This is a genomic window from Pseudomaricurvus sp., from assembly GCF_965662505.1.
GTDB lineage: Bacteria > Pseudomonadota > Gammaproteobacteria > Pseudomonadales > Cellvibrionaceae > Pseudomaricurvus.
In genome coordinates this window covers 1-6716 of the sequence record NZ_CBFIHX010000152.1, presented here as the reverse complement: position 1 = coordinate 6716, position 6716 = coordinate 1, and the positions used below count along the sequence as shown (strand labels likewise).

At 49.0% G+C, this 6716-nt stretch carries 5 protein-coding genes and 1 pseudogene; 2 read left to right on the top strand and 4 right to left on the bottom strand.

The annotated features are described in order from the left end of the window. The 4 genes from ACTG33_RS15325 to gloB all read right to left on the bottom strand — a co-directional run. On the bottom strand, window positions 1-756 hold a 756-nt coding region (locus ACTG33_RS15325; RefSeq protein WP_439136095.1), incomplete at its 3' end, for an ABC transporter permease subunit. 11 nt (window positions 757-767) lie between these two features. Next, window positions 768-2648: an extracellular solute-binding protein gene (locus ACTG33_RS15320; protein ID WP_439136094.1), complete on the bottom strand. Its 1881-nt coding sequence runs from the start codon at window positions 2646-2648 to the stop codon at window positions 768-770. Between the two features lie 265 nt (window positions 2649-2913). Beyond that, entirely contained in the window at window positions 2914-4557 is a 1644-nt protein-coding gene (locus tag ACTG33_RS15315) for a LysM peptidoglycan-binding domain-containing protein (RefSeq protein WP_439136093.1), read from the bottom strand. Window positions 4558-4683: 126 nt separating this feature from the next. Continuing rightward, window positions 4684-5457, bottom strand: coding sequence for a hydroxyacylglutathione hydrolase (gene gloB / locus ACTG33_RS15310; protein ID WP_439136092.1), 774 nt, complete (start codon window positions 5455-5457; stop codon window positions 4684-4686). Between the two features lie 154 nt (window positions 5458-5611). On the opposite strand from gloB, the gene ACTG33_RS15305 reads away from it, so the two are divergent. Continuing rightward, window positions 5612-6517 (top strand): class I SAM-dependent methyltransferase, encoded by a 906-nt coding sequence (locus tag ACTG33_RS15305; RefSeq protein WP_439136091.1) that lies wholly within the window; start codon window positions 5612-5614, stop codon window positions 6515-6517. 33 nt (window positions 6518-6550) lie between these two features. Further along, a pseudogene (locus tag ACTG33_RS15300) lies at window positions 6551-6712 on the top strand (RNase H family protein); the annotation flags it as partial. Window positions 6713-6716 lie beyond the last annotated feature (4 nt).

Below are 6716 nucleotides of genomic sequence, written 5' to 3'. Positions count from 1 at the left end.
TTGCACGTACTGCTTGTTGATCTCATCCAAAAAGGAGTTTTTCGTAAGCATGGTCAGCGTGGCAAAGCCGCCTATGGTGTAAGCGAGCAGAGGGAGCGCCAAATGCCAGAAGTAATCGATGATTTTATCTGTCCATGACAAGGCGTCAAAGTTGGAGGACGTTAATCCACGCAAAGGAAAGACATCCCAGTAACTGCCGCCAGCAAACAACACAATCAGGATAATGGCAAACAGAAAGCCGGGGATAGCGTAGCCAACAATGATTGCGGCACTGCTCCAAATGTCAAAGCGGGAACCATGGCTGACGGCTTTTTTAATGCCCAGTGGAATAGAAATCAGATAGATGATTAGCGTGCTCCACAGTCCCAGAGAGATGGAAACAGGCATTTTTTCTTTGATCAGGCTGATAACACTGGCGTCACGAAAAAAACTGTCGCCAAAGTCAAATTGAGCGTAGTTGACGAGCATATCCCAGAAGCGTTGAAGAGGGGGTTTGTCAAAACCGTACATGGCCTCAATCTTGGCTATGACCTCAGGAGGGAGGCCTTGAGATCCCCGGTATTGAGAACCACCTGAAGACATGGTGTCTCCAGCGCCGCTACTCAGCGTTGAGCTGCCTTCGTGGCTTTCCAGCTGGAAGATCATTTGTTCCACTGGTCCGCCTGGGGCGGACTGAATAATCAGAAAGTTAATCACCAAAACCCCCAGCAGTGTAGGGATCATTAGCAGCAAACGGCGCAGAATATAGGTAGCCATATTTCGACCGTCTATTTCTTAGTATCTGCGGGTTTTGCCCACCAGGTCATCAGTCCGGTTCCATAACCTATGTCGTATTCTGGACTGATGTCTGGTTGAAAGTAGTGATCCCAGTATGCCAGTCGGTGAGAGCTGGAATACCACTGAGGAATGACGTAGTGCATATTCAGCAGAACTCTGTCCAGAGCGTGGGTGGCTGTCACTAAATCTTCGCGGGTTTGTGCTGCAATTACCTCGTCGACAAGGGCGTCCACAACTGGATTGGCAATTCCTGTGATATTACGACTTCCTGGAGTTTCCGCTGCATGCGAAGACCAAAAGTCACGCTGTTCATTGCCAGGGCTTAAAGATTGCCCAAAAACGTGGCTGATCATATCGAAGTCGAAATCACGCCGACGATTAATGTATTGAGAGGTGTCTACCTTACTGACCTTGGCGTTAATGCCCAACTTTTTCAGGTTCTGAACAAAGGGATTGGCAATACGTTCAAACGCCGAATCGTAGAGTAAAATTTCAAAGCTGACAGGTTGTTTGCCGTCAGGTGTCATCAGTTGTCCGTTGACGACCTTGTAGCCTGCGGAGTCCAGCAGTTTTTTGGCCGCTCTCAGGTTTTTACGATTATGTTTATCACCTTTGGACACAGGTGATTGATAATCCTCAGTAAAGACACTTTTAGGCAACTGATCTCGATAAGGTTCAAGTAACTTTAACTCAGCTTTTGATGGTAGCCCGGAAGAGGCCAGCTCAGAGTTTTCAAAATAGCTGTTAGTGCGTTTGTAAGCGCCGTAAAACAGGTTTTTATTGGTCCATTCAAAATCAAAGGCCATGCCTATCGCTTGGCGAAGGGTTTTGTTTTGGAAGATCGGGTTGCGAAGATTAAACACATAGGCCTGCATACCGGAAGGGTTGTGGTGTTGCACCTCTTTTTTAATGATTCGGCCATCAGCGATTGCCTGGCCTTCATAGGCGGTGGCCCACAGTTTGGCCACGCGTTCGTAACGGTAGTCGTATTCACCGGCTTTAAAGGCTTCAAGGGCGACGGTGTCATCACGGTAATAATCGACAATAATCGTGTCGAAGTTGTAGAGACCTTTCTGTGTCGGCTTGTTAATTCCCCAATAGTCTTGGACACGTTCATAGGTAATTGAGCGACCGGGATCCACTTTGCTGACTTTATAGGGGCCACTGCCTAAAGGTTTTAGTAGTGCAGAGTGTTCGAAGTCTTTGCCTTTCCAGAAATGTTTGGGAAAAACGGGCAGTTGACCTGTGATAAGGAGGGTTTCAGGACTGGAGCCTTCCTTGAAGGTAAATTTGATGCTCGACTCATTCAGGACTTCCGAGTTGATCACATCGGCATAGTAGTAACCGTAAAAGGGATTACCTTTTTCCATCAACAGTTTAAAACTGAAGTCGACATCTTCGGCGGTGACTTTACTGCCGTCATTAAAGCGCGCATCGGGATCAAGATGATAAATGACCCAGGATCTGTCTTTCGGGTATTCAATGGTCTTAGCCAGTAAACCATATTGAGTGAATGGCTCGTCGTCTGAGCTGGTAGTCAGCGTGTCATAAACCAGACCAAGCCTGTCTGCTGGATTGCCTTTGGCAACAAATGGATTGAGAGAGTCAAAAGTGCCTACGCTGTGCAGCTTTATTTTTCCGCCTTTGACAGCGTCGGGTGACGTGTAATCAAAACGGGTAAAATCTGGTCCGTATTTCGGTTGACCATGCATGGCAATGGCGTGACTTTTAATAATCTCAGAGGCGGTAGCCTCTGAGGCTGACGCGATTTGGCTACTGATGAGTGGCGCGATACAGATCGTCAGAAGTAAAAGTAAATGTGTAATCTGTTTCAAGGGATTGGTGCAGCTGCAAAATCCGTGTTTGGGCATGATGTGTCCAGGACTCGTGATAATTGACCAAGGTTAACGTCATTGGGATGACTGCTCGTTTAGACCATAGATTACGGACTTTTATCCCAAATTCCAATGAAGCATTAAACGAACTGATTAGAATATTGGAAGGTCGCTGTAGAGCTGTCCAGCGCGTGCTTCGTATGCAGCAGATTGCGTAAAACGTTGCTTATAGGTACAAAAAAGCCTCCCGTAGGAGGCTTTTTAAAGGCGTTGTTCGGTGTGGATTATGCCGCTCTGGTGCTCAGTTCGTGCGGGTCACATCGACAAAAAGCGTTAAAGACTGACCCGGTTTTAAGTAATTCGGTCTTTTGATGGGGTTCCAGCTAATAATATCATTCACCGAGAGGTGAAACTTGCCTGCAATACGAGCCAGAGAGTCGCCGTTGCGAACACGATAGGCGACTTTTCGAATTACGGAATTGTCACGTGATCCCACGCCTGTAGCGGCCGTATTGCTTGCTTGACTGCTCGGGGTCCAGATCACCAGCTTTTGATTGGCTTTCAGTGTGTCTTTCGGAGCCATGGCATTCCATTGAGCTAATTTGCCAACACTGACCCCGTAGCGTTTGGCGATACTCCATAGAGAATCACCACTGCGAACGGAGTAGGCCACCTTGCGAGTACCGTTCTTACCTTTAGAGTTGGCCTGGATGCGCTTCACACGTTGGGCTTCACTGTGTGCGTATTGCTCAGGGGGTAGGCTCGATTGTGGAATCAGCACCATCTGACCTTTGCGAATCAGATTTCCACGAATGTTATTGTGCTCGCGGATGACATCGACCGTGGTGTTGAAGCGTTTGGCGATGGCGAGCAAGGAATCTCCGGATCTTACTTTATAGCGTTCCCAGCCGACACGAGACTCCCGAGGCAACTGACTCAACGCTTCGCGGAATGACTCGGCCTTATCAACAGGAACTAGCAAGCGGTGAGGGCCTTTGGGATCTGTGGCCCAGCGATTGAACCCAGCATTTAGGCTGTAAAGATCGTCCAGGGTGACGTCTGCCAGCTGAGCTGCCTGCGCAAGGTCTATCTGGGAACTGGTGTCCACAGCTTCAAAGAAAGCCTGATTATGGATCGGTGCCAATGTGACGCCATATTGCTCAGGAGTCATAATCACTTTACTGAGAGCAATAAGCTTGGGAACGTAGTGTTTGGTTTCCTTCGGCAGATCCAGCGACCAGAAATCGGTTGGCTTGCCTTTGCGTTTGTTCGCGCGGATGGCTTTATTTACATTGCCCCCACCGGCATTGTAGGCGGCCAGAGCCAAAAGCCAGTCACCGTCAAATCGCTTGCTGAGTTGTGATAGGTAAGTCAGAGCGGCATCGGTAGAGGCTACAACATCGCGGCGGCCGTCATACCACCAGTTTTGCTTGAGCCCGAAATGACGTCCGGTACTGGGGATAAACTGCCAGATTCCGGAGGCCCGGCCGTGGGAATAGGCAAAAGGATCAAAGGCGCTTTCTACAATGGGCAGAAGAGCCAATTCGAGGGGCATGTCCCTCGCTTCCAATTCGCTGACGATGTAGTACAGGTAGCTATTACCGCGCTCGGCTACCCGTTCTACATAGTGTGGGTGTTTCTTGTAGCGTTGGATATAGGTGTCGATACGGCTGTTATTGATCTCGTCGAGTTGATAGCCGTCTCGCATTCGATCCCAGAGGTCAGCATTATCCAGAGCAGGTAAGCCATTATCGACTAGCTCTGCATTTACCGAGCTTTTATTCTCGCTATAAAGAGGATCACTTGCGGCAGGCTGTGTCTCGAAAGAGGCGCCACTGGACTCTGATGTGAGGCTTTTGGTCGGTGTGAGCTGGCTGCAACCTACTAAGCTGAGACCCACTGATAGGGCAGACACAATCAGCGTTATATGGCTTTTATTATGCATAAGGAGACACTGTTTTCATTCGATTAAGGATCAAAAAGGAAGGATTTTACGGGCGCGGGTGCTGCTGGTCAATAATTCATCAGCTTTTTTGCGCCCTGAGGGCATTAGAAGCGGGTCGGCTAATAATCAAAAATTATCTTTCCAGCGTCTTAAGACTGCAAACACCTGCCAGGGTTCATTGACTTCATTGGGTTCCTGACGATTTGCGGATTCTATCACAGAGGGGGTATGAACTCGTAGAAAGGGGTTAGTATCAAGTTCCATGCCGAGAACGGATGGAACAGTAAATCCTCCAGAAGCCCGGACTTGTTCGGCCTGTTTTACGCGGGCTTGAAGCGTTTCATTGTCAGGCTCGACGGCCTGAGCGAACTTAAGATTGGCCAAAGTGTACTCGTGAGCACAATAGACCTCGGTTTCTTTGGGTAAACTGGCCAACTTGGCTAATGAGGCCTGCATTTGTCGAGGTTCCCCTTCAAACATCCTGCCACAACCAGCGGCAAACAGCGTATCACCGCAAAACAGAGCGGCATCAGCCGGTGAATGATAAGCAATGTGGTCAAGGGTATGCCCAGGGACTTCGAATACCTTAAATTCTGTATTGCCCCCAATCGAGAGGCTATCGCCTTCTTTGAGTGGGAGGGTGATGGTGGAGATGTTAGGTGAATCTGGGCCATAGACGGGTATAGAGCGATTCTCTGTAAGCTTTTTAATTCCTCCTGTGTGATCCCCGTGATGGTGAGTCACCATAATGCCTGCCAATTCCAGCCCATGTTGCTTAAGAGCCTCTTCAATAGGAGCTGCATCTCCAGGATCGACAACATAAGCTTGATTGCTACCTTCCAAATGAAGCAGCCAGAGGTAATTATCGGTAAAGGCGGGGACAGGAATAATCTTTAACATATGGTCTCGTAGAGCTTTTGTGTGTATATCGGCATAATACCGAAAGGTGCCTGCGAATGCACAAGCGTCTGGTTGAATTTTGTTCAGTGACCGTCAGTATGGCGCCTACTGATACTCATAAATCCGGACTGGTGAAGGAGTTAAATTGGGCTCAATGAACGTTTTTACCAAAATCATGCACTGGGCCAATAAGCGTCATGGCACTCGTTCATTAAATGAGACCATGGAAGCGCTGCAAGGGTGGGAAAAGTCAGCCCTGGGAAATGCCATCTTCAACCAGCAACATGAGCAGATGGATGAATTGCTCAGCGAGCTATTCGGTTATCACCTGCTTGAGATGAGCTGCTTCGATCAGGTGGGATTGAGCACAGGTAGCAGGATTAATCATCGATTCCGGCTGGCTCCTCAGACAAAATTTGATTGTGGTGCGCTGTGTGATTTTGAGTCATTACCCTTGCCTGAAGAATCCATTGATGTGGTGATTCTCCATCATGTGCTTGAGTACGCCACCAACCCTCACCAAATCCTCCGCGAAGCGAATCGGGTGTTGATTGCGAGGGGTCACCTGATAATTGTAGGCTTTCATCCCTGGAGCCTGCAGGGTGGCTATAAACTGCTGGCTCAATGGTTTGGGGCAGGAAGTTTCTGGCGCCGCAGCTCGTTACGCCCCAGCCGGATTAAAGACTGGCTGCGCCTGCTCGATTGTGAGCCTGTTGAGGTAAAGCGTGGCTTTTACCGACTGCCGGTTAACCATGCAGGGTTGTTGGAACGATTCGGTTTTTGGGAGCGGCTCTGCCAGTCCATGAGACTTCCGTTTGGCGGGTATTATATTTTATTGGCACGAAAAGACAGGGTGTCAATGACACCGATTAAGCCAGTCTGGAGTAACTTTAATCCGGTGGCCGGCCTGGTGATTGGGAAGCCCACGCCTCGAATGCCAGAGCCGGCAGGTAATCAATCCGGTTGCCGTCGTAGTGGCGAAACCATAGATACATCGGTAAAAGCAACGATGGGCACAGCGTCCAAAAAGAAACCGGCAACCGGCTCAACCGAGCGCTAGCGCTCACAGAGAAACAAACTGATTGAGGAAAGTGTGAAGCAAATTGAATTGTTTACTGACGGGGCCTGTAAGGGAAATCCGGGGCCTGGTGGTTGGGGGGCTTTATTGCGCTATGGCGAAGTCGAAAAAAAGCTCTGTGGAGGTGAGTCCAACACCACCAATAATCGCATGGAGCTGATGGCAGCGATTGAGGGTTAGA